Origin of the sequence: Gottfriedia acidiceleris, from assembly GCF_036421055.1 — a bacterium.
GTDB classification, from domain to species: Bacteria; Bacillota; Bacilli; order Bacillales; family Bacillaceae_G; genus Gottfriedia; species Gottfriedia acidiceleris_C.
Window position 1 is genome coordinate 507,743 of sequence record NZ_JAZGQS010000001.1, and the last position, 26,585, is coordinate 534,327.

Genomic DNA, 26,585 nt, shown 5'->3' on the forward strand with positions numbered 1-26,585 from the left:
TGAGCAATTTAGTTACTTATAAGGAGTTCATGTGTAAGTAATAAGAAAAAAATCATCAATTCACTTACTCATAACGAGTCCTAGGTACATAATTCTTTAAAAAATCTCAGTCTTAAGACTGAGATAAGACACTACTTAAGTTTGTATCAAAACAGACAAAAAATAGATAAACTACATAGTAGAATAGTTAATAACAAAAGCTTTCGATTGCTATTAACAAGCTAGTTTAGTGAATAGAGGAGAGCTATATGAAGCGATTTAGACGATTGTCTAGCAATGAATTAACTGGATTATTATTCATAATTGCAGGCATAGGATTATTATTTGATCTATTTTTAAATCCTTTTGCAATAATCGCAGCTGGGGTCGGTGTTTATTTATTCCAGTACGGGGCAAAAAAACGTAAAGTTTACCCTTCTACATCTGCGAATATCGCGTTTTTTGGAGGAATCATTTTATTTATCAGTAATGTATTTCAATTGAAATCAATCTTAGGGGTATTATCCTTTATCGTGATTTATGTTGGATATTTAATATTCGTTAATTCGAAATTGAATGCAAAAGTCATTATACCAAATATCGTTGAAACAACAAATACAGGTGTCTTTGAAACAAATTCTCTTATTTCAAATCGTTTTTTCACAAACATCCATCTTAAGAATGAATCATTTGAATTAGAGGATGTAGATTATTATTTTGGAATTGGAGATGTCATAATCGATCTTTCGGAGTCATTTATTCCTGAAGGGGAGACAGTGTTGGTATTAAATGGGATCATCGGTAATATTACTTTGTATGTGCCGTATGACTTAGAAGTTTCGATCCAGCATTCTACTTTATATGGCAAAATTAATATCCTTAAAAATAAATTGAACGGGTTTAACAAGAATTGTAAGTTCACTTCTAATGATTATAAAGAAGCTTCAAGAAAGTTAAAAATTGTCACTTCTTTAGCAATCGGAAATATTGAGGTGACAAATAAATGAAAATTGACAAAGGTATCTTTTTATCAATCTGTCTTGCTGCATTTACATCAAGTATTTTAATCTGTGGTGTTGTTTATTATTTCATTGACCATACTTTCCTTGATAAATTGTTTTTGTATAAAATTGGAAATTTTTCTTTACTATTAATATTATTTTTAGCAATTATAATTATTTCAATTGTTTATAGTACAGCTGTTTTGAGCACGATTCGTCATAATGAAAAAGCCTTGCTGGAAAGTATTGTAAAGGCAGAAAATGGAATCTATCATAAAGAATCAGAGCATTCAATTCGATCAATTGATAACGAAATCGAATTAAAACTTCAAAAAATATCTAAACAAATTGAAGATTCAAGGAAGACCGTTCAAAAATTAGTAGATGAAAAGAAATTAATTGAATCGCAGACAATTGAAGATGTCGTAACGAAAGAGCGACATAGACTAGCAAGGGAATTACATGACTCAGTTAGCCAACAATTATTTGCGATATCGATGATGATTTCTGCGATCAATGAGCTTGGTGAAACTACGTTTGAAGAACAATTACAATATATTGAAAAAATGGCCATTAATGCTCAATCCGAAATGCGTGCACTTTTATTACATTTAAGACCAGTTCAGTTAGAAGGTAAAAGCTTAAAAGAAGGTGTAGAAAAGCTTTTAACAGAATTAACAAATCGTCAAGCTCTTCAATTAAAATGGAAAATCGATGATATTACACTTTCAAAAGGTGTTGAGGATCATTTGTTTAGGATTATTCAAGAAGCATTATCGAATACTTTAAGGCATGCAAATGCAAAAACTTTTGAAATACGAATTAGAAAAATTGAAGATTTTGTATTGGTCCGAATGATGGATGATGGAATTGGTTTTGATGTCGAGAACCGAAAAACTGGTTCGTATGGTTTGCAATCGATAAGTGAACGTTCTTCTGAAATTGGTGGAACGGCAAAAATAGTAAGTATACCAAAAAGAGGAACCCAGATAGAAGTAAAAGTTCCAGTAATTGAATAGAGGTGGGAAATGTGATCAAAGTCGTGTTAGTTGATGATCATGAGATGGTGAGAATGGGTGTTTCTACATATTTAAGTACTCAATCTGATATTGAAGTGGTTGGTCAAGCAAGTAATGGAAAAGAAGGCGTAGAACTTGTTTTAGAAAAACGTCCTGATATTGTATTGATGGATTTAATTATGGAAGTTATGGATGGAATTGAAGCGACGAAACAAATTATTTCAAAATGGCCAGAAGCAAAAATCATCATTGTTACAAGTTTTATTGATGATGAAAATGTTTATCCAGCAATTGACGCAGGTGCAATTAGTTATATGTTGAAAACTTCAAGAGCGAGTGATATTGCTAATGCAATTCGAACGACACATCAAGGTGGCTCAGTTTTAGAGCCAGTTGTAACTGGGAAAATGATGAATAGAATGAGGAAATCTACCCAACGTGAATTGCATGATGATTTAACGGCTAGAGAACAAGAAGTGCTTCATTTAATGACTGAAGGTAAATCAAATCAAGAAATCGCCGATACTTTGTTTGTTTCATTAAAAACGGTAAAAACGCATGTTAGTAATATTTTAACGAAATTAGAAGTGGTCGATCGTACTCAGGCAGTAATTTATGCTTTTAGACATGGAATTGTAGAACAAAAATAAATTTATTTAGTAAAAGAAGTCAAAAATGGCTTCTTTTTTCTATTTTTATTAAGTAGATTTGAAGCAATATTTTAGATAAATAATTAATTAATGGTAAGATAGTTATATTCGTTTTATTTATTTAGGAGGGAGCAGATCATTGAAGATAAAATTGAATCATAAAATCATAAAAGAACGCTGCGGTACAGTCTCCTTCAAAAGGGGTGACTCTTTTTATCGCGCAAATAAAGTACAAATCGAAAAATATAATGAAGTTGATTGTACAGCTACTGTTATAGGGAATGAAGATTTTACCGTTCATATTCTAAGAGAAGGAAATGGTGATTTTTATTGTAAGTGCACTTGCCCTAAACTTGCTTCAATTAAAACGGATTGTCAACATATAGCAGCAGTTTTAATTTCGATTTTTGAACGTCAGAAAAAAGAGGATCATCCTTCAGAAATAGAGGTTTTTATAGAAAGCTCCAATTTAAATAGGTCGAACGGTATTTTAGAACTTTTTCACGATAAAACACATCGTAAAAGCGGGCAATTAAAACATTTTGACGATCGACAAATAATTGATTTTGAGTTTATTTGCGAAGTCGTTGAAATGAGTGAAGGCTATAAAATCCTTGGAATTACTATGGCTCTTGGAAAAAAGAAAGTAGAAAATCTCCGAAATTTTTTAATGGATTTAAAAGAAGGGAAACCATGTAAAATTTCAGCTGATTTCATTTTTGATTCTAATGTACATTGTGTCCAAAATGAGGTTAATCGTATTTGGGAACTTTTAATAAAGTTGTTAGATGATGAAAAAATGTTTAATGATCAACAAACTGAGAAAAATGAATACTTGTTCATTTCTCCGTTAGTCTGGAGCCAATTCATTCATTTATTAACTGTTTCAGAAAACGTCAAAATAATTGAAAACGGTATACCATTTAAAGGAATTTCATTTACAGAAGATAAATTACCATTGGAATTTAAAATTGAGCATGTAGATGGCCAATACTTTTTAACTGGAAAAGGAATTGAGCAATTAACGATATTGGAAGCTTATTCAACAGTCTTATATCGTGGAAGAATTTATGAGCTTAAAGTAGAAGAATTTAATCGACTTGTTGAGTTAAAACAAATATTTAAAAACACAGCAACTGAAAAAATAAAGATCCCAGCAGATCAAATTCATCTTTATGTTGAGAAGGTAGTCCCAGGACTATTAAAGCTTGGGAAGGTACAATTACCTACATTATTATCAAACCAATATTCAGAAATCCCGTTAAGAGCAAAACTATATTTAGATCGAATAAAAAATAAATTACTAGCAGGGCTTGAATTTCATTATGATCGCATCGTGATTAATCCGCTAGATAAAAGAGAAATTCAACTTAGTAAAACATTAATGAGAGATGAAGAGAAAGAATTAGAAATTTTACAATTAATGGAAGATAGTTCTTTTTCAAAAACAGAAGGCGGTTATTTCTTACAAAATGAAGAACTTGAATACGAGTTTTTAAGAAATATAGTACCGAAACTTGAAAAACTTACTGAAATTTATGCAACGACAGCGGTTCGAAATAGAATTTTTAAAGAAAATAAAAAACCGCAAATACGCGTCAATTTAAAAAGAGAACGGACTAATTGGTTGGAATTTAAATTTGAATTAGACATTCCTGAGAAACAAATCAAAGAAGTACTATTAGCACTGAAAGAGAAACGGAAATATTATCGGTTACATGATGGTACTTTATATTCACTTGAATCAAGAGAATTACAAGAAATCAGGCGATTTTTAAATGCAGTACCTGAGCAAGAATTTGATTATGAAAATGTATTAAATTTACCGATAAAAAATAGTCTATATTTATTAGATTCAACGGAAGAAACTAGTTTATTTAAAATGGAAGATCGTTTGCATCATTTTTATGAGAATCTAATCAATCCAAATGAAGTAGTAGAAGAAGTACCATTAACATTGAAAAATCTGTTAAGAGACTACCAAATTTTTGGATACAAATGGATGAAGAATTTAGCAAAATTCGGATTTGGAGGAATTTTAGCGGATGATATGGGATTAGGTAAAACAATTCAAAGCCTTGCTTATATTCAATCCGTTTTAAACGAAATCCGTTCATTTAATACACCAGTCCTAATTGTTTGTCCTACCGCATTAACGTATAACTGGTTAAGCGAAGTATTCAAATTTGTACCGGATATTCAAGCACTAGTTATTGATGGAAATAAAAATGAGAGGTTGAATATACAAAAAGAACTAGCAGGTATCGATGTATTAATTACCTCTTATTCGATGTTAAGAAATGATATAAAGTGGTACGAAAAGCAAAAGTTTCATACAGTTTTTTTTGATGAGGCGCAGAATTTTAAAAATCCTTTTACTCAAACAGCAAAAGTTGTAAAAAAGTTAAATGCCAATCAACGGTTTGCATTAACTGGTACACCAATTGAAAATTCACTCGAAGAACTTTGGGCAATTTATCATGTAGTTTTTCCTGAATTATTTGGAGGGCTAAAGGAATTTAGCAATCTGACTAGGAAAACAATCTCTAAAAGAGTTCGACCTTTCTTATTAAGAAGATTAAAAGAGAATGTACTAAAGGAACTTCCTGAGAAAATCGAATCGAAGGAATCTGTCGAATTGTTACCAGAACAAAAAAAATTATATGCAGCATATTTAGCAAAACTACGACACGACACACTAAAGCATTTAGCCGTGGATAAATTTACATTAGGCAAAAATCAGATTAAAATTTTAGCCGGTTTAACACGTTTAAGACAAATTTGTTGCCATCCGGCTTTGTTTATAGATGGTTATGAAGGCAGTTCAGCTAAGTTTGAACAGTTATTTCAACTAATTGAGGCATCAAAAATGGCCGGTAGAAGAGTATTGATATTCTCTCAATTTACGAAAATGTTAGCTTTAATCGGTAGAGAACTATCAATCATGGGAGAACAATTTTTTTATTTAGATGGACAAACTCCTTCAGAAGAACGTCTATCTATATGCAATCGATTTAATGCTGGTGAACATAACTTCTTTCTAATTTCATTAAAGGCTGGAGGAGTAGGACTCAATTTAACTGGAGCTGATACTGTTATTCTTTATGATAATTGGTGGAATCCTGCAGTTGAAAACCAGGCAACAGATCGAGCATACCGTTTCGGTCAAATGAATGATGTACAAGTGATCAAGCTAGTCGCTAAAGGAACGATTGAAGATAAAATGAATGAACTACAAGAAAAGAAAAAACAATTAATCGGAGAAATTATTGAAACGAATGGAAAACCTTCATTCAATTTAACTGAAGAAGACATTCGCGAATTATTAATGTTTTAAACTATTTGCCGCTCGCCTAGAGTGGCTTTTCCCTTTCCCTCGAAAAATGCCTTGGCTTAGTTTTATTTCATTCTTAAATGGTTGAAAGCGAGTATATTAATAATGAAGCTAATTATATAATAATTTTATAGATTGAAATGAAATTATTTTTATGAGAGGGAGAGTTAACATGAGTAATCATCGAAAATTTGTTAATGTCTCAGTAGGAGTTCCAGGACCAAAAGGAAAAGAACTCATTGAATTACGTAATGAGTTTGTTCCAAATGGAGTTGGAAATAATACACCTGTTTTTGTAGAAAGAGCAAACGGTACGATCGTTGAGGATGTTGATGGAAATAAATTATTAGATTTTGCTGGAGCGATTGGAACGTTAAATGTAGGACATACTCCAAAGAATGTTGTACAAGCGATTAAAAATCAATCAGAGCGATTAATCCATTCATGCTTTCATGTCGGTATGTATCAATCTTATATTGATTTAGCTAAAAAATTAACTGAAATAACGCCTGGGGATTTTTCCAAAAAAACAATTCTATTAAATAGCGGTGCTGAAGCCGTTGAAAATGCCGTTAAAATTGCGAGGAAATACACTGGTCGTTCAGGAATTATTTCGTTCACTCGAGGATTTCATGGGCGAACTTTATTAGGAATGTCTTTAACTAGTAAAGTAAAACCATATAAATATAAAATGGGACCATTTGCTCCAGCTACATATAAAGCTAAATTCCCTTATTTATCAAATAGACCAAAAGAGTTATCTGAAGAAGAATATATTAATTTTTGTATAGAACAATTTAAGGATTTTCTTTTAACAGACGTGTCCCCAGAAGAAGTGGCTGCTGTTATTATGGAGCCAGTACAAGGAGAAGGCGGATTTATTGTTCCTCCAAAGAAATTCGTAAAAGAAATATATCATATTTGTAAATCACATGGAATTTTGTTTATAGCGGATGAAATACAAACAGGATTTGGGCGAACGGGTGAATTATTTGCATCAACGATTTTTGAAATAGAACCAGATTTAATCACGATGTCAAAATCCATCGCAGCGGGTGTACCAATAAGTGCGGTGACAGGTCGTACTGAAATAATGGATGCAGCATCACCAGGTGAACTAGGTGGAACTTATGGCGGAAGTCCTTTAGGATGTGTAGCAGCGCTCGAGGTGATTCGAAAAATTGAAAATGAGAAATTATGGATCCGAGCTAGGACTATTGGTGAAAAAATTACATCATTTTTTGGTCAATTGAAAAATGATTTTTCAATTATTTATGATATTCGAGGACTAGGAGCAATGGTGGGGATCGAATTTATAGATCCCACTTCTGGTCAACCAGCAAAAGAGTTTGTTGCAGCATTAACAAAAAAATGTTGTGAAAATGGAGTCATTATTCTTAGCGCAGGTGTTCATAGTAATATTCTTCGTTTCTTAACGCCTTTAATTATATCTGATGAGGAATTGGATGAAGGACTGGATATTATAAAACAATCAATACATCAAGTTGCTAGCCAGCTTGTAACTGAGGTGAAATAGAATGAAAAAACAATTTTATATAGATGGAAGATGGGTTCAAGGGGTTAAACATGAGAATCTTATTGCCCCTCATTCTGGTGAAGTTTTAGCTGAAATACCAATCGCAACGATAGAGGATTTGGAAGAAGCGATCAGAGCGGCTAATAACGCGAAAACTCAAATGGAAAAGTTAAGCTCATATGAGAGAAGTGTCATTTTAGAGCAATTAGTTGACCAGTTTAAAGAAAACCGTTCAAAACTTGCTGAGATTTTAGCATTAGAGGCATCAAAACCTTTAAAGGCTGCTTTAGGTGAAATTGATCGAACGATTGCAACTTATAAAATAGCGGCTGAAGAAGCAAAAAGAATATACGGAGAAACAATCCCTCTTGATGCAGTAGCAGGTGGCGAAGGTCGAGTCACTTATACAGTCAGAGAGCCAGTTGGTGTAATAGGCGCAATTACACCGTTTAATTTCCCGTTTAATTTAGTAGCACATAAAGTAGGTCCAGCCATTGCTGCAGGAAATACGATTGTTTTAAAACCGGCTAGTCAGACGCCACTGTCTGCGATTGCATTAGCAGACATGATTGATAAAACGGATTTACCTAAAGGTGCGTTTAATCTGATTACTGGAAAGGGTTCCGAAATTGGCGATGCTTTGGTTAAACATCCTGAAGTAAAAGCAATTACATTTACCGGTAGTCCGGAAGTAGGCATCTCATTAAAAAGCAAAGCAGGATTAAAAAAGGTAACTTTAGAACTAGGTTCAAACTCAGCGTTGATCATCGATGAAGGAGTCAAGCTAACTGACGAATTAATCAATCGTTGTGTATGGGGAGCCTTTATTTACAACGGCCAAGTATGTATTTCATTACAGAGAATTTTTGTTCATCATACGCTTTATAATGAATTCCTTTTGAAGATGAAAAAAGCTACCGAATTATTAAATATAGGTTCTCCATTAGACATTCAAACGGATATTAGTGCGCTTATCTCTAAAAAAGATGTTACTAGAATAGATGAATGGGTTAAGCAATCGATAAAAGATGGAGCCGATCTAGTAACTGGTGGAGATAAAAAAGATGAACGTCTTTATAAACCAACTATTTTAACAGACGTAAAGAATAGTAGTGATGTATCTTGTAAGGAAATTTTTGGTCCAGTTGTCGTCATCAATTCATATGAACAGTTTGATGAAGCAATAAATGAAGTAAACAATAGTCGATTCGGATTACAAGCTGGTGTATATACAGACAACTTACAAAGAGCATTATATGCTACTAAAAAATTACATGTAGGTGGCGTACTAATAAACGATGTTCCTACATTTAGAGTTGATTTAATGCCTTATGGTGGCGTAAAAGAAAGCGGTTATGGAAGAGAAGGCATAAAGTATGCAATACAAGAGATGACTGAAATGAAATTAGTCTCTATTAAACTTTAATTTTTTTGCAAGGACTTATCATGTTTAAAGATGATAAGTCTTTTTTTTATGGATAAATAGGTATTTTGGAAGGTGCCCCTTGTTCAACCCATGGGTAGATTTGTTGAAATTTACAAAATCAATGTCTCTTGTTATTTATGGATTTTTATGTGGACAGTGATCAATTAGTATAAACAACCTTTCTCAGATTACTTAAAGCAAAAAGCTGTCTTGTTAGGCGATTCTAGTAATTTTTGGGCTACCGTTACAAAAAGTAATCAAGAGATAAAATTCGAGGAAGCTGCTACACTTATTACGGAACATTTTAGTCAGTTTGGAACTGAATTAGAAGCTTTCGTTAGGCAAGCTTTCAATGAAGGTTGGGTAGAATTTGAAAATCGTCCAAATAAATCCGCTATTCCATTTTGTGCTGGTTTTCCACTAACAGGTGAATCAAGAATATTTATGACATTTAGTGGTACTTTTTTAAATGTGTTAACTCTTGTTCATGAACTAGGACACCTTTCCATAATTATGCCATGAAGTCGGTTAATGGGTTGAATAAGTGTTACTCGCTAAGTATTGCTGAAACTGCTTCAACCTCTTCCGAAATGATTATTTTTGATTTCCTAAAAGAGGATTTGAGCTTACTTTTCATTTTTGGACCAGATTGTTGAACAAAACTTTAAAATAGCAAAAATTCTAGAAAGGAATGTGAATATTTTCACTTAAACTAAATGGCAGTTTAGTTCAATAAGAAATAGTGTTAAGCTAGGATAAAATATTTTAAAAAAAGGTGATAAATATGGCTATTATTTTTCCTGCTGTTTGGCTTGGTATTACTCTACCTATCCTTTTATCTATTGTTTTTGGAATACTCAAACCGATTGTTACGGCTGATAATACTGGAATAAGTATGATAATCATTGCATTACTAATTGCAGTATTGGACGGTTACATTGGAATAAAAATGTTTAACAAATTTCAAATGAGGTTTGAAAAACGAAAAAGATAGCGGAAGAATATTTTATGTATGCAACTAAAGCGTTGCGTTATTTCAATTCAATATAATATATAAAAAATAAAGGAAAAATGAAAGGTGAACATATGGTAATAAAGTGGCTAAAAGGCAGAAATTGTAAACATACCTCACTAAAAATCGAAGCAGACTTTTATACAGACCCTATCTGGTGTAATGATTGTGGCTTTAATTTAGACATTGATGATTTTTCTCTGACAAATGAACTAATAGATGAGTTATTTAATTGGATTAAAGAATATAAGAAGATACCGATGGATTTACATAATAAGCAAGGTAAGGAATTAACAGAGAAAGTAATAACTGAAATAGGGAAAGACTTTCCTGTTATTAGATTTATTGAACAATAAACTTTAATAGTACTAATGGGTATTCTCTAGTCCTTATTGAACTAACGCATGCAATAGTTGAAGAACACGAGTTGCTTGCAGCTCGTTTTTTTATTGAAGTAAATGGCAGTTTAGTTCAATAAGGAATGGTATAATTATGCTAGATTATTTACGTATTTAGGAGGCGGTAAAGATAAAGGTCACAGCTATTATAGTCATTAATATCGGGTTATTTGGGGTATTATTTTCATTATTCGCTCCTAAAGAAAAAATAGATTCATCTGTAACTGAAGGCGGGACTACACTTGTAGAAGGTATATTAAATTCTATTTTAGTAAAATCACCGACCATCTTAAAAAGAATCCTTCTACTGATATTTTCATTGTTTTTTATAACCCTTTCAATTTTGTTTTTTGTTGAAAATTAATAAACCTTATTAAGCTAAAGCATGCGTTAGTTGAGCAAGAATATAATATTTTTATATAAAATGAGGAGAAATTGGAATGGAGAATCAATATAAAGAAGCACATCGTTTTAGTAGTTACCATAGGACAGAGTTAGAGAAGGACAGTATCTGTGGTTGTTTTTACTGTTTAAAAATTTATAGCCCTACTGAAATTAATGAGTGGTGGGATAATGAAAAAACTGCAGTATGTCCTTATTGTGGAATAGATTCTGTTATTGGAGAGAGTTCTGGGTTTCCAATTACAGAGCAGTTTTTAATTGGAATGAATAAAAAAATGTTTTAATATTTAATCTCTTATTCAACTACTATGGGAGTGCGATATAAACTTCCATTCACTGTTGTGAATCTGAGGATTCATGGATGGCTAACGCATGCATAAGTTGAAGAAAACGAGTTGCTTGCAGCTCGTTTTTTTAATGAAGTAAATGGCAGTATAGTTTAATAAGGAATGATATAATTATTATAAAAATAGTTGAAATTATTACTTTTTTAGTTGTAACAATCTCGATTAGAAAGGTGAATTCAGTTGAAATTAACTGCTACTCTTACAAACGTTTACAAAGAAAAGTTTAAAGAAGTACTGTTACCTTTAGGATTTAAATTGAAAGGATCTCTCTTCCTACGCGTAATCAACGAAGAGATTATACAAACAGTTAACACGTTTAAAAAATCTCCATTCGACTTCACCTTAAATATTGGTATTCTTCCTTTCTCAAGAAATAATGATAAGGATCTTTTAAAAGAAGGCAATTATAGGTTATATGATTTCGTCGAATATGAATCGGGCGAATTTCATTATCACCCACTTAAGTTTCAAAGCATAAAAGAAGTCGTGGATGAATGTGTCGTGCAGTTTAAAAAAGGAGTATTACCTATTTTTGAATCAGTTCAAACGGAAGAAGACTACTTGTCGTTTGAAGAACAGTATGAAATGAATAGATACGGAAAATATTCTTATCTCGGTCATGAAAGAATGATGATTAATTTAAAGCTAAGAAACTATTCAGAAGTTTTAAAGGGAGTCGAAGCGTATTGGAAACAAAATGTGGATGCAATCACTTCTAACTATCAGGACGGTGTCTATGATTTTAAAAGCGAGGAAGAATTTCAAGCATACCTACAAGGCGAATTACAATTGTGGACGGATATTAAAAAGGCAATTGCAGAACAAAATATAAACTATCTCGATAATCTTGTCGAGACGAATCGTCAGAAATCAAGAAAGATCCTGAAGGATTATGGATTTGTATTTAAAAATATATAATTGAACTAACGCAGTGCGTTAGTTGTGGTTCTTGAAATAAAAGGATTAAAATTTCTCTTTGTCGAAATGATTAGAGAGGTGATGAAATGAAAATAGAAGTCAAATATAGGTTGTTTAATTGGAACGGTCGTAATTACATAGTAGAAAACTTTAATAGAAGCTCTATAATAGAAGTTGCATACAGAAAATGAATCTGAATTGGATAAGCTTATTAAATCTGAGTTGTCAATTGAAATTAACAAACCAATAAATGAGATTAAGGTCTTAAAATTTAGAAGGCTTTTATAAAAAGAAAGAAATATGAGATTATCCTAACGAATGCGTTAGTTGAGGATCAAGAGCAGCCATTGGCTGCTTTTTATATATGTATCTGGTAGTATAGTTGAATTAGGAGTACTGATAAAATAGTATTAAATTAGATTGGAGAGGATAATTTGATTTCTATTAAACCAAATACCAATAAATTTAACAAAAAAATGATTGATCAGTTAGAAAATGAATTATGCCTTTCATTTCCGAACGAATACATAGAGTTTTTAGAAAAATACAATGGTGGAATTCCAGAAGAAAATATAGTTATATCAGAAGAAGCACCTGAATTTATCTTATCTATTTTCTTTGGTACTGACTTAGATATTTATAATGACTTATTGCTTTGTTATAAAACATTCTATGGAAGGATTCCAAAAGGATGTGTGGCTGTTGCAAGTGATGTAGGCGGTAATATTATTTGTCTAAATTTAAGTGAGGAGAAATATGGTTACGTTTATTTCTGGAATCATGAAAAAGAGTTGATGTTTGAAGAAGGTAAAATACAATTAAATAACCTATCTTTAATAGCAACATCATTTAATAAATTTTTAAATATGATACAAGAAGATATTACAGATGCGGATGATTTAGAAGGATATGAAGTTGAAGAAATATGGATTGATCCCGAATTTTTAAAGGAAATGAATAATGAAAAATAATACTTATGCAACTAACGGATGCAATAGTTGAAGATCATGAAGGCTGTTGATCAGCCTTTTTATTATGCTATCTGTCAGTTAAGTTCAGTACGGTTATCTAAAAACCGTAGTATAATAAATGTATAGGGAATAAAAAACAGGAGTAATGAAATATATATGCGTTGGACAACAACAAAAAAATTAGTAGAAAATCTTATTTGTGAGAAGCTGAAAAATCGAATTAGTATCTATTCAACAAGTTATAGAAATGATCGCGGAGATCAAAGAAGGATATGGATTACTTTAGATAATAAAGAGATTTTTAACGCTTCATCAGCACAATATTTAATGGAACACGATAAACTCTGGGAAGAAATAAATAATCGATCAAGTAAATCATACCCAGATTCATTATATGAATGCTTTCCTGAGTTTGTAGGGAAAGTAAGCTATGGAGAGTTCTCAAATTATATTTTAGAACAGAGAAATATATTTAATGTTGATTATGTGTATGATATTTTAACTCGTTATCCTAATTATTCAATAGAAGACGTGTTAACTTCAAAGAGTGTAATTGTTCAATCACTTGGAATGTTAGATATTAGAATAGGTAAAAGAACATTGAAGAACTTGGATATTCATTTTGAGACGCATCCATTAATACAGAAATTTTATCAAATAAGATGCAACGTAGAAGAAATTTGAATTAAATTAATCAATAAGATGATTTTCCTTGTTCAACTAACGCATGCGTTAGTTGAAGAGAGAGCAGCCTTTGGCTGTTCTTTTTTTAGTAAAATTGCAGATTGGGTTGCAGAAGGTTAGAGGATAAACGAATTTTTTATAGAATATATGGAGTTAAAATTGTTAAATTATGGAAAAAATGTTGCGCGCAAATAATAATGAGAATTTTATAAAAAATGAAATTAAGTTTTTAATTATAGGGATTTTAGTTATTTTAGTAAGCACACCATTAGCATATAAATCAGTACATGTGATTTATTCTAATAAAAACTCAACTGGTGAATATGTTCCAATATTAAATGGTTTTATTCATTCATATATGCTGATTAGTATTTTTATTATTTGGTGTTGGGTTACTAAATACATACAGAAATAAGTAATTTCAATAAGTAAATAAAGTTCACCTACTATAAGAATGTATTCATATTGCCTTAAAACAAATGTGTCATCTTAGGAGGATGTAAAATGTTTTATTATGATGTAACTTGTTTTTGTTGTAAAAAGGAATTTAGATTATACGAAGGTAGTAAGGAATATAAGTTATACAAGGAGAATAGGAAGCTTTTATATTGTTGTGTACAATGTCATGGCAATATTCGTTTAGAAGCTATAAAATATTTCTTTAGATAGTAAATTAGAGAAATTAATTTAGCTTGTTCAACTAATGCATGCGAGAGTTGAACATCATTGGGAGGAAATATGGATCAAACAAATGTAATGACGTATTTTGAGATAAAAGGCGATGACTTTCCGATAGAATATGTAACTGAATTATTAGGTATTAATCCAACTAATTCTTTTATTAAAGGTGAAGAGATTAAAAGAACAAACAAGCAATCCTAAAATAATATCAACAAAAAGACGGTTTAGAGCTTATACATGTTGGCAATTTAGAACAGATTATGTTGAGACATTAGATGCTAGTAAACAGGCTAAGGAAATAATCGCACCACTATTAAACAAAATCAATGAATTAATAACGATTAAAAAGAAATATGATTGTCAGTTTATACTTAAGCAAGTTCCAATTATAGAAAATGGATATTGCCCAGCAATAGGTTTTGATCAAGAAGTCATTAATTTCTGTTCAAAGATTGGAGCATCAATAGAAATAGACTTATATGCAAATCCATATGAGAGTGATTGTGATGACTGAAAAAGTACAAAAGCTGTTCAACTACCATGGGAGTATGATATAAACTACCATTCACTGTTGTGGATCCGAGGATTCATGGATGGCTAACGCATGCATTAGTTGAATAGCAGCTGCCAATAACGGTGGCTTTTTCTTTTTCAACATAATGGCAGTATAGTTCATTAAGACAAGGACTTTTTCGAATTAAGTGGAATAAAATAAAAGTAGTAAAATGACTAAAAATCTAAAAAAGAGGTTATTAATATGACTTGGCTAGGCTATACATTTTGGGGTCTTTGTCTATTAGGGATAATTGTAGGATATTATTTTCAGAAGAAATCTGGAGCAAAAGGAATTGATAAAGAATATGACCAAAATTTAGATCAACAAATTAGAAGAAATTCCATTAATGACAGACCTAAAAAATTTAAATTACAAAATTGCTTTAACTATTGCATGTGCTAGTTGAAGATCGAGGCAGCCATTGGCTGCTTTTTATATTAGTATTTGCAGTTAAGTTGAACAAGGCCATATTTCGTAATGGATAGGAGGTTATCTTTTGAAAAAAGAGCAGATCGAAATGATTAATAATAAATTTCCCTTTTTCAGAGAAATACCAATACATGAATGGAATGATAGCAGTGGGTTTATAACGACACTACCTGTTCGTGAAATGATTGAGGAAGGATATATTTTTAAACATGTTTCTTTTGTACTTAGCGGGTGTATTCGAATTTATAAAATAAGTCCATCAGGAAAAGAGTTAACATTGTATCGATTAAGAAGTGGTGACACATGTGTTATCATGTTAGCAAGCGTTTTAGGTGAGACAGGATATGAAGCTATCGCGGAAATAGAAAAGGAAACCGAGCTATTTGTTCTACCTGCGCAATTATTTAGAGAATGGACATATAGATATAAAGAAATAAATACATATATTCATCGTTTATTTTTAAAAAGATTAAAAACAGTTGCGAATCTTATTGAGGATATAACGTTTAAGCCATTAAATTCAAGGTTGGCCGACTTGCTGCTCCAAAAATCAAGTGGAACATCAGACAATTTTCTTTATATTACTCATCAATCTCTTTCCATAGACTTGGGTACTGCAAGAGAAGTAGTCAGTAGAACATTAAAAGATTTTGAAAGAAATGGATGGATTCAACAGAAACGGGATAAAATTTTTATCCTTCAAAAAGAAAAATTAAAAGATCTAGTTGAAGAAATGTGATAAAGTCACTGAAATTATTAAATCAAAATCCTAGAATAAAGGATGTAAATCGGTTCATGCACAAAACATTTATAGTCTAGGAGGAAATCAGATGACTTATTATAAGCCAGAAAATTTAAAGAAAATTCCACAGTTAGTAAAGAAAAGCCCTGAAGCTGCAAACGCCTATTTTCAATTTGAGAAGACGGTCTTTGAGAAAGAGACTATTCTTTTAAAAAAAACTAAAGAGTTAATTGCAATAGTAGTAGCTCATGTTACTGGTTGTCCGTATTGTATTGAAGTACACATAAAAAAATATAAGGCACTTGGAGGTACAATGGAGGAAGTTACTGAAGCTATTTTAGTAGCAGCATCTACTAGAGCAGGAGCAATTCTTGCTCATGGTGTTAACTCTTTAATCGCTTTCGAGGAAGGGAATTGAATGACATGCGTGTGCGGCCGAGCCTAGGTCGTATCATATAGCGGGTGGGATTTCCGTCGAGAAAGAACTAGCCATTCACTCGTAGCGAGTCTTGGAGGGCTAAAGTTAACTTTAGTCTTTAAGCGTAGACAGTTAGGTTGCGGGCCGAAAGCCAAATGGTTAAAGGGATTGAGCTTCGAAATGTTAGTAAAACGTGAGGGCTGATGCCTTACGCATAGCAGAAAGCAACATTTTACCCTTCATTAAAGGCAAGAAGGGTAAAACCTCTCCGGAGTCAGAGACCTTGGCACGTAACACATTGATATGATACGGCAACTCGGGAGACCCTACCGGTCTTTTCATTTAATAGAAGAGTATGGTGTACAAACGATAACAAGTAAGGAAACCAAATGCCGATGTAGGGAGTCGGAAAGTAGCGTAGTACCTATGAAGTTGGGTAATGCCGATGGAGGAAAGGCTGCTACCAAACTAATATGTCCTTATGGAATACTGGGCAGAGACTAGAACCACGTTTAGTAATGCGGTTTGTAGTGGCTGTGAATTTACCAGATTCAAAGACACTCGGATCTACTCCAGTGAACGCCACAAGTTTTTTAGGGTTATCAAAACGATCAATTTCACCAATTTCAGAAATAATCGTTGCCGCGATTTTTTTTCCGATACCTGGAATTGATTGGATGATTTTATATTCTTCTATTTCTTTTACGAGGACATCTATCTCTGCTTTCAAATTGGATAGATGTTCTTTGTATTGAAGAACCATTTTGATATGGTTTCAAGCGAGATAAGAAGGCTTCTATAAAGATTGATTTGAAATGGATTTTTTTCAGCCGCAGTCATTAAAAGCATTGCTTTTTCCTTTGCCCATTGTTTAGAACGGCTAGTACATAAGGATGAGATTCGTTTACTTAGTTGATCTTCACCTGCTTGTAACACTGCTTCAGATGAGGGAAACTCTAGTAAAGTTAAGAGCGAAACATTAGAGCATAAGTCGCCAAACACACCTCGATATTCAGGAAACACTTGATCTAGAATTGCTAGAAAATGTAGTTTTGCCTGAGAACTAATACCTGTTAAATGATCGTGCTGTCTCGTTAAATTTCGCAGGTTTAGTAATTGTACACCACGCTTTTTATACGGCTCTAACTCTTCCTTTGGATGGTGTCAAGGAGGAACCATCTTGGACCATGCCATATTTCAATGAAGAAGTGGGAAAGTTTCAAAATGATTTATTATTTACGAGCGAAATTCTTCTATTAGGGCGAGTGACTTATCAAGGCTTTGCAGCAGCCTGGCCTTCCATGACTGATGAAGATGGTTTTGCTGACAAAATGAACAGCATGCCAAAGGTCGTCGCTTCTACTACCTTGGAAGAGGCTGAGTGGAACGCTAGCCTAATTAAGGATAATATTGCAGAAGAAGTATCAAAATTAAAGCAACAGCCTGGTCAGAACATCTTAATCTACGGTAGTGGTGAACTTATGCAATCGTTGATGCAACATGACCTTATCGATGAATACCACTTGATGGTGCATCCTGTTGTTCTTGGAAGTGGAAAACCTCTATTCAGTGACGGAATCGATAAAAAGGTTTTTAAACTATTAAAAACAAAGAATACCAGTTCGGGGGTCGTTATTCTTTCCTACCAACTTGAAAGAAAAGAATAGATACCTAGATGAACAAGAAAGCTCGTCAGTATAAGTTCGGATGGGCTTTCTTTTTATTCGAACATGCAGGTTTTGTCATACTTATTTATTTACTAGAATCAATAAATTTTTTAGTGATTTGAAAAGTTTATTTTTTATCTATTAGTATAGAATTTCTTTACGCATTAGTTGAACCATGATAGACAAACACCCCTTAAAATCAATGTTGCCCAACTGTGGGTTTTTCAACATCTACTTTAAGGGGTGCAGTCTAATGGGTTCTGTTTTTTTATTATTTTATCACTTAACAAAAATACCCCTAATTAAGTCATAGTTTGGTGTTGCTTTTCCTTTTGAAAATGATTATCTTGGCTTTCTTTTTTTCTAAAATAATTTACACCAACAACTCCAGAGATAATAAGAAAACTACCAATTATATGATAATATTGAAATGATTCATTAAGATATTTAATACCTAATAGAATTGTGACAAGTGTAGATAAATTTTGAAAGATACTAATTTGAAAAGCAGGTAACTTGGATAAAGCATAATTTGAAAGATAGGATGATCCTAATGACGAAAAAATTCCTAAATATAAAATAGCGATAATAAAATCAATTTGTTTAAAGGGCAGTATAAATTGTTGAATTGTACCATTTTTAAAATGTATAAAAAGAGCAATTGAGTTAAATACAATGAACCCTATAAAAGTAATGGTATACGTGATTGTAAATAATGAATATTGTTGAATGATTTTTTTTGTTAAAACATTATATATTGCATTTGCAAGTGCCGATAGTAAAATTAATATACTACCTAGTATACTAGGATTTATATTTTGCGCACCATTCATGTACATAATGAACATTACCCCGAGTACAGAAATGAGGATAGAAATTTTTTGTACGCCTGTAGAGGATTCCTTTAATAGTATACTTGCAAGAATTAAAGTGAAAATTGGAACCGTAGCTTGTATTACTCCTGCTTCAGAAGAGGTTGTATGCATTAGTCCAAATATTTGTAACCCGAAAAATAGTACAGGATATAATGTAGAAAGTAATGTAATTTTCACGAAATCTTTTTTCTTTATTTTGATTCTTTCTTTTTTAAAGAGTAATATGACCGTGGCAACAATCCAAGCCATTGTAAAACGATGAGCTAAGGTATCAAGTGGTGTTGCAATTGTTAATGTTTGTTTTACAAATAAAAATGATAACCCTATGATTAATGAACAAATAGTAATGGCTAAATAAGCTTTTCTTTTATCTGTCATAAGTTTTTCCTCCTATCAATCTCAACTATTACTTTAATTTTATGCAAAGTAGTTAATCCAATCGAGGTAAAGAATGTTAATCTGTATCGGTACAGATAGGTTTGTAAACTAAGCATAAAAAGAGCAGGTATTAAATCACCTGCTCTTTTTCAGAATAAAATGTGCTTATTTTATCTAATTCAAAACGATGATGTTCATAACCATCTGTGTCTGGTTTACCAAAAGGTACCATAGCGGCAAATGTAACATGTTCAGGTAGTCCTAAGAGTGTTCTTACTTTCTCTTGATCAAAGCCTAACATTGGGACACTAGTATAACCAAATCCTTGAATTGTAAGTAAAAGAAAGCCAAGTGCAATATTTGCTTGTGTTTGTCCCCATGCTTTTCTTTCTTCTTCACTCATTTTTTCAAATAAGGAAGTAAGATTGGACACCTCAATTTGCTTTTTATCTTCAGAAATACCAGGATGAATTGTTTCTGATATACGATTAATAGAATCAACCATATCGACCGAAATAATCACAACAGCTGGGGCTGAAGTTACTTGTGTTTGTCCATATGCTGCTTTTTGAAGTTTTTCTTTTAGTTGAATATCCTTAATGATATGGAAATGCCATGGTTGTATATTCCATGCACTTGGTGTTAATCTAACAAGGTTTAAAATTTCTTTTATTTCTTCGTCTTGAATTGTTTCTTGAATAAATTTACGAATACTACGTCGTGATTCTATTGCCTCTTTAATAGTTAAAGTGCTAAATATTTTTTGAACTGACATAATGAATCTCTCCATTTCCCTAAGTTTTGAACCAGCCGGTAATAATATTTTATCTATCATTTAAATTTGAAACATTTAAATATTTCACAACTGTACCGATACAGTTGTGATGGAATATAATTAGAAGGGGGGATTTAATGCTAAAACATGAATACGTTTATCAAACATTACTAACTGAGATTCAAGCTGGAGAGTTAAAGGCGGGGACAAAAATTCCGTCCATTCGAAAATTAGCAGAACTCTTTTCTTGTAGTAAAAGTAGTATTTTAGCTGCTCTTGAGAAATTGGAAAATCAGCACCTAATTTATGCGAAACCTAAAAGTGGCTATTATGTTGTTGAGCATAAACTATTTAAAGAACCATCCAAAACAAACAAAATCGATTTTGCAACTTCAGCTCCTAATTGGCATTCTTTTCCATACCAAGATTTTCAACATTGCTTAAATAAAGCAATTGATACATTTCAATCTGACTTATTTAGATATGGTACTCAAAAGGGATTACCTTCTTTAATAAATGAGGTTGAAAAATTATTACAATCTTATCAAGTATTTGCACAAAAAAAACAAATTTTTATTACTTCAGGGGTTCAGCAAGCTCTTTTTTTACTGAGTACAATGCCTTTTTTAAATAATCGGTCAAAAATTTTAGTCGAGCAGCCAAGCTATCATTTATATATGGATTTAGTAAAACTTTATCAATTACCTATAGTTGGGATTAAACGTACAATAGACGGGATCAATTTACAACAACTTGAAGAAATTTTTAGCGAAGGTGATATTAAATTTTTTTATACCATGCCTAGATTTCAAAACCCTTTAGGTACATCATTAAGTAAAAAAGAAAAATTAGAAATCTTAAAATTAGCTCATAAGTACGATGTCTATATTGTCGAGGATGATTATTTAGCAGACTTTGAATATACGAAGAAAAATGACCCACTTTTTGCAAGTGATCTACATGGACGTGTTATTTACTTAAAGAGTTTTTCCAAGATTATGTTCCCAGGATTACGAATAGGTATTGCAGTTTTACCTGATTCGTTAATCGAGACGTTTCAACAATTTAAAACCGTCATAGATATTGATAGTTCAATGATTTCACAGGCTGCTTTAGAACTATATTTAAAAAGTGGAATGTTTGAACATTATCAAAAAAATGTTCGAGATAAATACCTTGCCCGAGCAAAAATACTACAAACATCACTAGAAACTCATTTAACAAATTACGACTTTGCGTCTGATATCGTAATGCATAGTCATATTGTTCTTCCAAAGCAAGTTGATATGAATGCATTAATAAACCAATTAAATGAATATGATATTCTAATTGACTCTATTAAAAAAAATTATTTAGATAACTTTTATCAAGAAAGAATTTTAAAACTGAATGTTTCAAATTGTGAACCGATAGACATCGAAAAAGGTATAAAGCAAATTTCTTACTCATTAAAAGACACTAACAATTACTTTGAGTGAACAAAAGCTTAACATTATTTTTTCCTTTTCGATAGGGAACCCTTTGGTGGTCTTGAAGAACAAATCCTAATGCAACTAATTCAGGTGAGTTAACTGAAAAACGATTGGTATGACTGAAATGAAATTAGTCTCTATTAAACTTTAAAAAATTATTTGGAAGGACTTTTCTTAAAAAATATAAGTCTTTCTTTTTATTCTAAAACTTCAGAATAAATGTTATATTTGGATGAGACGAAGTGAATTGATGATGATTTAAGTGAAATGTAAAAAGTGTTTTTTAAAATTTGACACTTTTATGAGTTTTGAAAGGAGATTAAATATGGAAATCCGAAAATTAATAATTCAAGATTTACCTGAATTTATTCGTTTAAGAAGTGAAGGGTTAAAATTATCACCAGAAGCTTTCGGTGAAAGTTTAACAGAATACGAAAGTAAATCAATGGAACAGCATACGAATAATTTTCCTAAAACTTACGATAATTTTATTATTGGTGCATTCGACAAAGCTGTACTTGTCGGAGTTGCAGGCTTCTACCAAAAAAGATCTGAAAAAATGAAACATAAAGGAACAATTTGGGGAATGTATGTTACACCAGATTACCGAGGTAAAGGTATAGGAAAAAATGTTTTAAGTCAAGCGATCCAGGATGCTATGAAAATTGAAGAAATTTTACAAATTGAATTGGCAGTTATTTCATCAAATCAATCTGCCAAAAGACTCTATGAATCTGTAGGGTTTGAAAAGTTTGGAACAGAAAAAAGAGCATTATTTGTTAATGGTGAATTTTACGATGAGGATCATATGGTAAAGATTATTAAATAAGAAGAAAGAGATGATCAACTGAATGTTTTGATCGTCTTTTTTATTTTAAAGGATCGGTTATGGTTGATTGTTGTTTTTTTATTCTAGTAAATGGCAGACTAGGTCAATAAGGAACAAGGTATTTAAAGATGATTTATAGAAACGAGTTAAGAGGAAGGAAGTCTTCTCTTATAAAAAAGATAGGAGGAAAACGATAATGAAATTGCGTGGTATGATTTTAATTATAATTGTTTTGACTATATTTTTTACAGGATATAGTGTTTATTCTTCTACATACAAACCAGTAAATAATAGTACAACTTTCTCTGCTAAAGTAATAGATAAAAAACAATCAAAAGATAAATATATCATTGAGGTAGTAGATGTTAATAACAATAATAGAACAGGAAATGTAATTGTAAATGATGAAAATGTCTGGAACTTGATTGAAAATAAACGAGAATATTTTATGGTAGTAAACTTTAAATCTATTAAAAGGAACACGCCTATATTCAGTGAAGGAAAAGCAACATTACAGCAGATTGATATTGTTAAATAAGCTTAAACGAATAAATGGTCATTATATGATAATGACCTTATTGAACTAATGCATTGCAATTGTAAGAAACAAGATGAACTGTTAATTTTGTGTGTTGTTTCATACATAGCTTTTGCTACTAATTATCCATTTTTCCATTTTTGAGTTTCAAAACCTTTTTAATGGTATTTACTTATTAATTCAATAGGAGTGGTAGATTGAAGAAATTTATATATCTGATTTTTTTCTCATTAATTTTTCTAGCAAGTTGTTCGCAATCAGGCGGTATGCATAATAAAGGATTAGAGAAATCTATAAGTTCTGCTTTGGAGAAAAAAAGTGTGACAGAAATAGATATAAATTCTCTAACGGACTTTGAATGGGATAAAGCATACTTAATAACCCCTTACACTGACCAAGAAACCATAAATAAGCAACTGGGAGTTAAATTTAAAGACCCAACTAATATGGTTATTCGAGATGATATATATTTGCTTGTATTTCTTAATAAGAATAAAGTAGTTCAATATATTAAGATACCAACTAAATACGGGCAATTGATGTACGGAGATAAAGATGGTATTTCGCTTTCAAATTCAATCATAAAGATACAAAAAAATTAGTAATTTGATACGAAAGGGACATAACATATAAATGTGCTTTTACATATTTTCAGCAAAATTATTTTGTTTCATCAGAAAGGTTGTGAAAACTTATACTTAAACTAACGCATTGCATTAGAAGATTACGTTTTATTCAACAAAATGGCAGTATTTGAATATGGGAACTGCCATTTTAAGTGGTTAACTCCCTTTAATTAAGGTTACATATATTATAAATTAATAAAATAGGCTGGTATGTTATGTTAATTGGAATAGTCTTGGTTACTATATCCTTCTTTTTTTAACTAATATTTGGTCTTATTTGGGGTTCAAAGGACCTTTGGAAACTTTAATGAGAAAGTTATCAGAGCCCAATGCTAACCAACTAAAAAATAAATAAGAGCTAGTCTGACTATAGTATTTTAACATTGCTTTCCATTTAAAGTTTATTCGCGCTCCAACTCTTCTATTTTGTATAATCAGTGAATGTCAGCTAGGGAAAAAGAAATGCTGAAGAAAATAATGAAGATTAGCTATTATAAGTACCTATCTAAAAGAAGGTCTGTAAAAATAGGAAATGTTGTAGCATATATTCCCATGTATCTGTAGTTTTATTAAGCATAGGTATTTTGTTTTTACTCGATTGGATTAATAGTTTCAAAAAAAGTAATTATCCAGGATACTATAAGTATGAACTATTTTTAACAATAGATTTATATTTTTTTGCGTGTGTGAGGGAGTAACTTATTTCTAGTCCCTTTTTTATTGTATTAAATTAGTAGGAGCAATAAATTATGAGAGTTTTTGTAAAAATATTCTTAACTATGTTATTTTGTTTATATCTATTAGTTCTAACAAATCAAATATTATTTAAATATGTATCACCATCAGAAATTATAAGTCATTTTAATTTTAACAATAGTGATGATCACTGGTATGGACATAATTTTATTCCTTTAAAAACTATTATTTATTATTTGTTTTTAGCCGATATAAATTTAAATATTAGGATTACAAACTTAGTTGGAAACATTATAGGTTTTGTACCATTTGGTTTCATCCTTCCAATATTATTGAAAAGGTTCAAAAATTTTAAAGTTATCATATTTTCAACATTTAGTTTAAGTTTAACTTATGAAGTAATTCAGCTATTATTTGACTTTGGAAGTTTTGACATTGATGATTTAATTTTAAATACTTTAGGAGGGTTATTAGGTTATTTACCGATTAAACTCATTCAATTAATAAATAATAGGAAAAACCTAAAAATAACCGCTTAATTAAGCAAAAAAGGAATGGGAAGTTGTAAAAAATGGTAATAAAAAGGATAGAAATAGCAGATAACATTCCTGCTTTCCTATCTTTCTTTTTAACTTGAACAAATTTTGTCTAAAATGCTGATCATTCGATTAGCATTTTTATTTTGGGGAGGACACATAAACACGCCGACCAATTATCCGTTTATTATCTTGTTAAGTCCAACCAATTTGTATTCTTTTGACCATAACTGTCTTCATACCAACCTTTAGTAATCTGACTATCATTTACTTTTAATTCTTTTTTTACAATTTGAATGACTTTATCCATGTCTTCGTCAGTAAATTGATTAAGTTCTGTATGTATGATTACTCTTTCGATTAAGCCATTCCCATTCTCTAGGTGATCGACATTATACCATCTGTCTTGAAATATTGGTTCAATTTCTTTATCTAAAACTGACTGCATACTGATCGATTGTGTTTCGTTGTATTTAACATCTTGACATATTTTTTTTGTAATTGGAATTTTCTTACTTGTTGTGACATTAACCCATACATATTTCTTCCCTTTTTTGACCTTTACTTTCTTTGTCGTTTTGACAACTTTTGTAGTCTTAACATTTTTACAAACATTCGTAGTCTTCACTACTACAATATCTTTGTATTCAGCATTTGCTGTAATTGAACTACATAACAAGATTCCTCCTGTTACCAATGCTACTAACATTTTTTTCATTTTATTATCAACCTTTCTACGTATGTAATGAAAAAAATTTATATACCTTCTATATCACTTTATACAATCTTATATGAAATTTATATGTACAATAATTATTTTCACTTAAGATTTTAACATATGCACGATTATAGTAGACTTCACTTTGTCTTTTTTTTCGAATGGTAAATATTGTTATATGAATGGAAAATAAATCCTAGTTATATCCGTTTACAAATGATGTGAATTTCATTATAGGACTGTGTTATTCCCTAAATATGTATTTAAAAAATAAATAAATCATATTGTCTAATAAAGGGGAAGTAAGGGGTTGTTTACATTTACATGGGAGTAATAGTAATATTTCTTTTAATAGTTCTGATTATAATTGTTATTTCTCTTTACTTTATTGCTAGATACAAAAAACAAGCAATTCAAGTATTTACTATAAGTAGTTTTTTAAATACTAATCAATTAAATGACAATGAAAATCAAAAAGATAGTCTGATAGATAGAATAAATGATTTTTTTGATGGAAATGGAGGCAACGAAAGTATTGATAACGTTGAAAGTGATGATGGAGATGATGGCGGAGAATAATAACCACAACATCACTTTATTATATGGTAGCTTATTACTTCTTAGAAAAATGGAAGATGCGTACTATACTAAAATATTTTCTTGCGCTTTGTTATTTAAATTAGTAAGTTTTTATTTTAATTTTTCATATCTATTATTAACTAATGAAGTGCTTTAATTGAATATGGTTCGACTGCTTCGTGATATTATCCCCTTATAGTAGACACACAAAAAGACCATCCGATAATAAGGATAGGTAGTCTACTATTGGGGGATTTTATTTTGTCTAAAATTAATCGTACGTCTAAAAAATATTCCGAGGATTTTAAAATTAGAGCCGTAAAACTATATCTTGAAGGAGATAAAAGTTATAAAACAGTTGCTTTTGGGAGGGAAAACTCCTAAAGAAATTA

At 31.2% G+C, this 26,585-nt stretch carries 29 protein-coding genes and 1 pseudogene; 26 read left to right on the forward strand and 4 right to left on the reverse strand.

Features of this window, described 5'->3' with window-relative positions; translation table 11 throughout:
- Positions 1–248: 248 nt before the first annotated feature.
- The 18 genes from liaF (at position 249) to RAH41_RS02525 (ending at position 16,504) form a co-directional block, all read left to right on the forward strand.
- On the forward strand, positions 249–986 hold the full coding sequence (liaF, locus tag RAH41_RS02435) for a cell wall-active antibiotics response protein LiaF (RefSeq protein WP_331220346.1): 738 nt from the start codon (positions 249–251) through the stop codon (positions 984–986).
- The gene (locus tag RAH41_RS02440; RefSeq protein ID WP_331220348.1) at positions 983–1,999 is read left to right on the forward strand and encodes a sensor histidine kinase; all 1,017 of its coding nucleotides are present in this window, start codon (positions 983–985) and stop codon (positions 1,997–1,999) included. Before liaF ends, RAH41_RS02440 begins: the two co-directional genes overlap by 4 nt.
- 11 nt (positions 2,000–2,010) lie before the next feature.
- Positions 2,011–2,649, forward strand: coding sequence for a response regulator transcription factor (locus tag RAH41_RS02445; protein WP_331220349.1), 639 nt, complete (start codon positions 2,011–2,013; stop codon positions 2,647–2,649).
- A 139-nt stretch (positions 2,650–2,788) separates the two neighbouring features.
- Complete coding sequence (locus RAH41_RS02450) at positions 2,789–5,986, forward strand: SNF2 helicase associated domain-containing protein (RefSeq protein ID WP_331220350.1); 3,198 nt, start codon at positions 2,789–2,791, stop codon at positions 5,984–5,986.
- A 169-nt stretch (positions 5,987–6,155) separates the two neighbouring features.
- Positions 6,156–7,520: a 4-aminobutyrate--2-oxoglutarate transaminase gene (gene gabT, locus RAH41_RS02455; RefSeq protein WP_331220351.1), complete on the forward strand. Its 1,365-nt coding sequence runs from the start codon at positions 6,156–6,158 to the stop codon at positions 7,518–7,520.
- Between the two features lies 1 nt (position 7,521).
- Entirely contained in the window at positions 7,522–8,946 is a 1,425-nt protein-coding gene (locus RAH41_RS02460) for an aldehyde dehydrogenase family protein (protein WP_331220353.1), read from the forward strand.
- A 210-nt stretch (positions 8,947–9,156) separates the two neighbouring features.
- Complete coding sequence (locus RAH41_RS02465) at positions 9,157–9,468, forward strand: hypothetical protein (protein ID WP_331220354.1); 312 nt, start codon at positions 9,157–9,159, stop codon at positions 9,466–9,468.
- A 262-nt stretch (positions 9,469–9,730) separates the two neighbouring features.
- Positions 9,731–9,940 (forward strand): hypothetical protein, encoded by a 210-nt coding sequence (locus RAH41_RS02470; RefSeq protein WP_331220356.1) that lies wholly within the window; start codon positions 9,731–9,733, stop codon positions 9,938–9,940.
- A 92-nt stretch (positions 9,941–10,032) separates the two neighbouring features.
- The gene (locus RAH41_RS02475; protein WP_331220357.1) at positions 10,033–10,314 is read left to right on the forward strand and encodes a hypothetical protein; all 282 of its coding nucleotides are present in this window, start codon (positions 10,033–10,035) and stop codon (positions 10,312–10,314) included.
- Positions 10,315–10,796: 482 nt separating this feature from the next.
- Entirely contained in the window at positions 10,797–11,042 is a 246-nt protein-coding gene (locus RAH41_RS02480) for a cytoplasmic protein (RefSeq protein WP_331220358.1), read from the forward strand.
- A gap of 243 nt (positions 11,043–11,285) precedes the next feature.
- Complete coding sequence (locus tag RAH41_RS02485) at positions 11,286–12,023, forward strand: DUF4304 domain-containing protein (protein WP_331220359.1); 738 nt, start codon at positions 11,286–11,288, stop codon at positions 12,021–12,023.
- A gap of 434 nt (positions 12,024–12,457) precedes the next feature.
- Entirely contained in the window at positions 12,458–12,994 is a 537-nt protein-coding gene (locus tag RAH41_RS02490; RefSeq protein ID WP_331220361.1) for an SMI1/KNR4 family protein, read from the forward strand.
- 156 nt (positions 12,995–13,150) lie between these two features.
- Positions 13,151–13,678, forward strand: coding sequence for a hypothetical protein (locus RAH41_RS02495; RefSeq protein WP_331220362.1), 528 nt, complete (start codon positions 13,151–13,153; stop codon positions 13,676–13,678).
- A 169-nt stretch (positions 13,679–13,847) separates the two neighbouring features.
- Entirely contained in the window at positions 13,848–14,093 is a 246-nt protein-coding gene (locus RAH41_RS02500; RefSeq protein ID WP_331220363.1) for a glycosyl transferase, read from the forward strand.
- A 323-nt stretch (positions 14,094–14,416) separates the two neighbouring features.
- Entirely contained in the window at positions 14,417–14,560 is a 144-nt protein-coding gene (locus RAH41_RS02510) for a DUF4279 domain-containing protein (protein WP_331220365.1), read from the forward strand.
- The gene (locus RAH41_RS02515) at positions 14,526–14,873 is read left to right on the forward strand and encodes a DUF4279 domain-containing protein (RefSeq protein WP_331220366.1); all 348 of its coding nucleotides are present in this window, start codon (positions 14,526–14,528) and stop codon (positions 14,871–14,873) included. Before RAH41_RS02510 ends, RAH41_RS02515 begins: the two co-directional genes overlap by 35 nt.
- Before the next feature lie 538 nt (positions 14,874–15,411).
- Positions 15,412–16,083, forward strand: a complete 672-nt coding sequence (locus RAH41_RS02520) for a Crp/Fnr family transcriptional regulator (protein WP_331220367.1) — start codon at positions 15,412–15,414, stop codon at positions 16,081–16,083.
- Between the two features lie 91 nt (positions 16,084–16,174).
- Positions 16,175–16,504: a carboxymuconolactone decarboxylase family protein gene (locus tag RAH41_RS02525; protein WP_331220368.1), complete on the forward strand. Its 330-nt coding sequence runs from the start codon at positions 16,175–16,177 to the stop codon at positions 16,502–16,504.
- Positions 16,505–17,003: 499 nt separating this feature from the next.
- Here RAH41_RS02525 and RAH41_RS02530 read toward each other — a convergent pair.
- Positions 17,004–17,659, reverse strand: a pseudogene (locus RAH41_RS02530) (transposase); the annotation flags it as partial.
- A gap of 32 nt (positions 17,660–17,691) precedes the next feature.
- Here RAH41_RS02530 and RAH41_RS02535 point away from each other — a divergent pair.
- Entirely contained in the window at positions 17,692–18,171 is a 480-nt protein-coding gene (locus tag RAH41_RS02535; protein ID WP_331220369.1) for a dihydrofolate reductase family protein, read from the forward strand.
- Between the two features lie 302 nt (positions 18,172–18,473).
- Here the strand turns inward: RAH41_RS02535 and RAH41_RS02540 are convergent, their stop codons facing one another.
- Both RAH41_RS02540 and RAH41_RS02545 read right to left on the reverse strand, forming a co-directional pair.
- Positions 18,474–19,424 carry a DMT family transporter gene (locus RAH41_RS02540; RefSeq protein WP_331220370.1) on the reverse strand — a complete coding sequence of 317 codons (951 nt, stop codon included), beginning with the start codon at positions 19,422–19,424 and terminating at the stop codon, positions 18,474–18,476.
- Between the two features lie 130 nt (positions 19,425–19,554).
- Entirely contained in the window at positions 19,555–20,199 is a 645-nt protein-coding gene (locus RAH41_RS02545; RefSeq protein WP_331220371.1) for a nitroreductase family protein, read from the reverse strand.
- Between the two features lie 137 nt (positions 20,200–20,336).
- Between RAH41_RS02545 and RAH41_RS02550 the strand changes: the two genes are divergently transcribed.
- The 5 genes from RAH41_RS02550 (at position 20,337) to RAH41_RS02570 (ending at position 24,899) form a co-directional block, all read left to right on the forward strand.
- A complete protein-coding gene (locus RAH41_RS02550) occupies positions 20,337–21,677 on the forward strand; it encodes a PLP-dependent aminotransferase family protein (protein ID WP_331220372.1) in 1,341 nt (446 codons plus the stop codon).
- Between the two features lie 319 nt (positions 21,678–21,996).
- Entirely contained in the window at positions 21,997–22,500 is a 504-nt protein-coding gene (locus RAH41_RS02555; RefSeq protein ID WP_331220374.1) for a GNAT family N-acetyltransferase, read from the forward strand.
- A gap of 196 nt (positions 22,501–22,696) precedes the next feature.
- Positions 22,697–23,038, forward strand: a complete 342-nt coding sequence (locus RAH41_RS02560; RefSeq protein ID WP_331220376.1) for a hypothetical protein — start codon at positions 22,697–22,699, stop codon at positions 23,036–23,038.
- Positions 23,039–23,235: 197 nt separating this feature from the next.
- Positions 23,236–23,640 carry a hypothetical protein gene (locus RAH41_RS02565; protein WP_331220377.1) on the forward strand — a complete coding sequence of 135 codons (405 nt, stop codon included), beginning with the start codon at positions 23,236–23,238 and terminating at the stop codon, positions 23,638–23,640.
- Positions 23,641–24,413: 773 nt separating this feature from the next.
- Positions 24,414–24,899, forward strand: a complete 486-nt coding sequence (locus RAH41_RS02570) for a VanZ family protein (protein ID WP_331220379.1) — start codon at positions 24,414–24,416, stop codon at positions 24,897–24,899.
- 184 nt (positions 24,900–25,083) lie between these two features.
- Here RAH41_RS02570 and RAH41_RS02575 read toward each other — a convergent pair whose 3' ends face one another.
- Positions 25,084–25,614 (reverse strand): hypothetical protein, encoded by a 531-nt coding sequence (locus RAH41_RS02575; RefSeq protein WP_331220380.1) that lies wholly within the window; start codon positions 25,612–25,614, stop codon positions 25,084–25,086.
- Between the two features lie 324 nt (positions 25,615–25,938).
- Between RAH41_RS02575 and RAH41_RS02580 the strand changes: the two genes are divergently transcribed.
- Positions 25,939–26,193, forward strand: a complete 255-nt coding sequence (locus RAH41_RS02580; protein ID WP_331220381.1) for a hypothetical protein — start codon at positions 25,939–25,941, stop codon at positions 26,191–26,193.
- A 261-nt stretch (positions 26,194–26,454) separates the two neighbouring features.
- On the forward strand, positions 26,455–26,577 hold the full coding sequence (locus tag RAH41_RS22575; RefSeq protein WP_419471549.1) for a transposase: 123 nt from the start codon (positions 26,455–26,457) through the stop codon (positions 26,575–26,577).
- Positions 26,578–26,585: the final 8 nt, after the last annotated feature.

What these genes read in the sequence shown, in the direction of transcription:
- liaF (WP_331220346.1), top strand. Translation starts at nt 249, where the DNA reads ATGAAGCGATTTAGACGATTGTCTAGCAATGAATTAACTGGATTATTA.
- RAH41_RS02440 (WP_331220348.1), top strand. Translation starts at nt 983, where the DNA reads ATGAAAATTGACAAAGGTATCTTTTTATCAATCTGTCTTGCTGCATTT.
- gabT (WP_331220351.1), top strand. Translation starts at nt 6,156, where the DNA reads ATGAGTAATCATCGAAAATTTGTTAATGTCTCAGTAGGAGTTCCAGGA.
- RAH41_RS02460 (WP_331220353.1), top strand. Translation starts at nt 7,522, where the DNA reads ATGAAAAAACAATTTTATATAGATGGAAGATGGGTTCAAGGGGTTAAA.
- RAH41_RS02470 (WP_331220356.1), top strand. Translation starts at nt 9,731, where the DNA reads ATGGCTATTATTTTTCCTGCTGTTTGGCTTGGTATTACTCTACCTATC.
- RAH41_RS02475 (WP_331220357.1), top strand. Translation starts at nt 10,033, where the DNA reads ATGGTAATAAAGTGGCTAAAAGGCAGAAATTGTAAACATACCTCACTA.
- RAH41_RS02480 (WP_331220358.1), top strand. Translation starts at nt 10,797, where the DNA reads ATGGAGAATCAATATAAAGAAGCACATCGTTTTAGTAGTTACCATAGG.
- RAH41_RS02495 (WP_331220362.1), top strand. Translation starts at nt 13,151, where the DNA reads ATGCGTTGGACAACAACAAAAAAATTAGTAGAAAATCTTATTTGTGAG.
- RAH41_RS02500 (WP_331220363.1), top strand. Translation starts at nt 13,848, where the DNA reads ATGGAAAAAATGTTGCGCGCAAATAATAATGAGAATTTTATAAAAAAT.
- RAH41_RS02510 (WP_331220365.1), top strand. Translation starts at nt 14,417, where the DNA reads ATGGATCAAACAAATGTAATGACGTATTTTGAGATAAAAGGCGATGAC.
- RAH41_RS02525 (WP_331220368.1), top strand. Translation starts at nt 16,175, where the DNA reads ATGACTTATTATAAGCCAGAAAATTTAAAGAAAATTCCACAGTTAGTA.
- RAH41_RS02535 (WP_331220369.1), top strand. Translation starts at nt 17,692, where the DNA reads ATGCCATATTTCAATGAAGAAGTGGGAAAGTTTCAAAATGATTTATTA.
- RAH41_RS02540 (WP_331220370.1), bottom strand. Translation starts at nt 19,424, where the DNA reads ATGACAGATAAAAGAAAAGCTTATTTAGCCATTACTATTTGTTCATTA.
- RAH41_RS02545 (WP_331220371.1), bottom strand. Translation starts at nt 20,199, where the DNA reads ATGTCAGTTCAAAAAATATTTAGCACTTTAACTATTAAAGAGGCAATA.
- RAH41_RS02550 (WP_331220372.1), top strand. Translation starts at nt 20,337, where the DNA reads ATGCTAAAACATGAATACGTTTATCAAACATTACTAACTGAGATTCAA.
- RAH41_RS02555 (WP_331220374.1), top strand. Translation starts at nt 21,997, where the DNA reads ATGGAAATCCGAAAATTAATAATTCAAGATTTACCTGAATTTATTCGT.
- RAH41_RS02560 (WP_331220376.1), top strand. Translation starts at nt 22,697, where the DNA reads ATGAAATTGCGTGGTATGATTTTAATTATAATTGTTTTGACTATATTT.
- RAH41_RS02570 (WP_331220379.1), top strand. Translation starts at nt 24,414, where the DNA reads ATGAGAGTTTTTGTAAAAATATTCTTAACTATGTTATTTTGTTTATAT.
- RAH41_RS02575 (WP_331220380.1), bottom strand. Translation starts at nt 25,614, where the DNA reads ATGAAAAAAATGTTAGTAGCATTGGTAACAGGAGGAATCTTGTTATGT.
- RAH41_RS02580 (WP_331220381.1), top strand. Translation starts at nt 25,939, where the DNA reads ATGGGAGTAATAGTAATATTTCTTTTAATAGTTCTGATTATAATTGTT.